This is a genomic window from Vibrio sp. Vb0304 (assembly GCF_033338995.1).
In the GTDB taxonomy this organism is placed as follows: Bacteria; Pseudomonadota; Gammaproteobacteria; order Enterobacterales; family Vibrionaceae; genus Vibrio; species Vibrio alginolyticus.
Genome location: NZ_JAWOTT010000093.1, coordinates 1 through 1,614 on the forward strand (window position 1 = coordinate 1; position 1,614 = coordinate 1,614).

General features: G+C 44.4%; 1 protein-coding gene. It reads right to left on the minus strand.

The genetic code is table 11. The annotated features are described in order from the left end of the window. The coding region (locus tag R7P35_RS24045) for a TonB-dependent receptor domain-containing protein (protein WP_318092839.1) at nucleotides 1-1,577 on the minus strand (1,577 nt) is incomplete at its 3' end. Between the last annotated feature and the right edge of the window lie 37 nt (nucleotides 1,578-1,614).

Genomic DNA, 1,614 nt, shown 5'->3' on the forward strand with positions numbered 1-1,614 from the left:
GACTTGTCGACAGGATCTTTGTAATCTAGGTAGAACTCATGAGAGACAATATCAGTATCGAGTTTAACTTCTAGTTCGATACCTTTAATCTCAGCTTCACCAATGTTTTGCATGCCCGCACCTTTCCAGATCAGCATGTTTTCAATTTGGTTGTAATACCCAGTTACAGTCCAATCAACAATCGATGCCACACCAGATAACGATAGTTCCGTGTTTTTTGACTCTTCAGGCTTTAAGTTCGGCATTTCATAGCCAGGGTAATACAAGTCAACAAAGCTAGGCGCACGGAATGCAGTGCCGTGGCTCAGCGTTAATTCGTATCCTTCGTAAACTTTCCAACCTGCTGCGGTTTGCCACGTAGTGTTGTTGCCAAACTGGTTGTTTTCATCATTACGTACGCTGGCTTCGAAAGTCCATGCATTCAATGCATATTGGGCGATTGCGCTGATGCCAATGTTTGTTCTTGGGTTCTTCTCTGGGTTGTAGTCTTTCGCTGGTCCCCAGTCACTTGGTGCAAGGTAGCCTTTTGCTAACTTCTCATTACGGTAATCTAAGCCGCCTCCAATACTCAGTTCATCATTGATGCTGTATGAGTTTAGCCAAATTGCATTGAACTGTTCGATGGCCACGTGATCGCCGGTCGACTTACTTTGGCCCGATTTAAGGTCATAGTTGTCTTGTTGACCGTAAGCTAACTTCAACTCAGAAGTGTAAACATCTTTAGAATACTCAAGTGACAAATCTGCACCTACGTATTCCACTTCACCCGTTTTCTTTTCGTGCTTATCTACTGTTCCCCACCCAGGATTGCCATAACTGCTGTTGTCATAGTCGTATTCGTTGCTGTATGTACTAAAGCCAACGTAACCAGAAAAATTATCAGAAAAGTTTTGCTGGTAACCTAATTTAAGGTTCAACGTTTCAAATCCGTGCTCATCGCCATCATTCAAACCCGGCAAAGGTTTAACGTTAAAACCATCCGTTTTCTCGTAACCTAATACCCCTTTGATGTGCTTACCTTCACCTACAGGTTTAGATACGGCAAACGTGCCTTTTTTATGATTGTTGGAGCCATAACCCGCCGACACTCGGCTTGCATCATCATCAATACTTGCTCGAGTAATAATGTTGATTACGCCGGAAATCGCCTCTGAGCCATAGATAGATGCGCGTGCGCCGCGAATGTAGTCGATACGTTCAATAGAGTTGATTGGAAATTGGTTGAAATCGATACCGCCCATGATTGCGCGAGGCATACGTACACCATCAACCAAAACCAACACTTGGGTGGCACTGCCACCGCGAACAAAAATCGATGCGTTTTGGCCACGGCCACCATATTGAGCAACCTCAATACTAGGCAAAGTACGGAACACATCAAACAAACTGTCAGCTTGCTGACGGCGAATATCTTCTTTCGTTACTGTCACGGTTTGAGCTAGAACAGCACCATCGATTTGCTTGAATCGATTCGCAGTAACTACGATGGTTTCGTCAACAGAAGTTTCTTGGGCCTGTAGATAAGAGACAGGTGAAAGCAGCGATGCCAGGGTGATCGCCAATGCGGATTTTTTCATTATATTGTCCTAAATCGCGTAATTTCTTCCGAGCCCT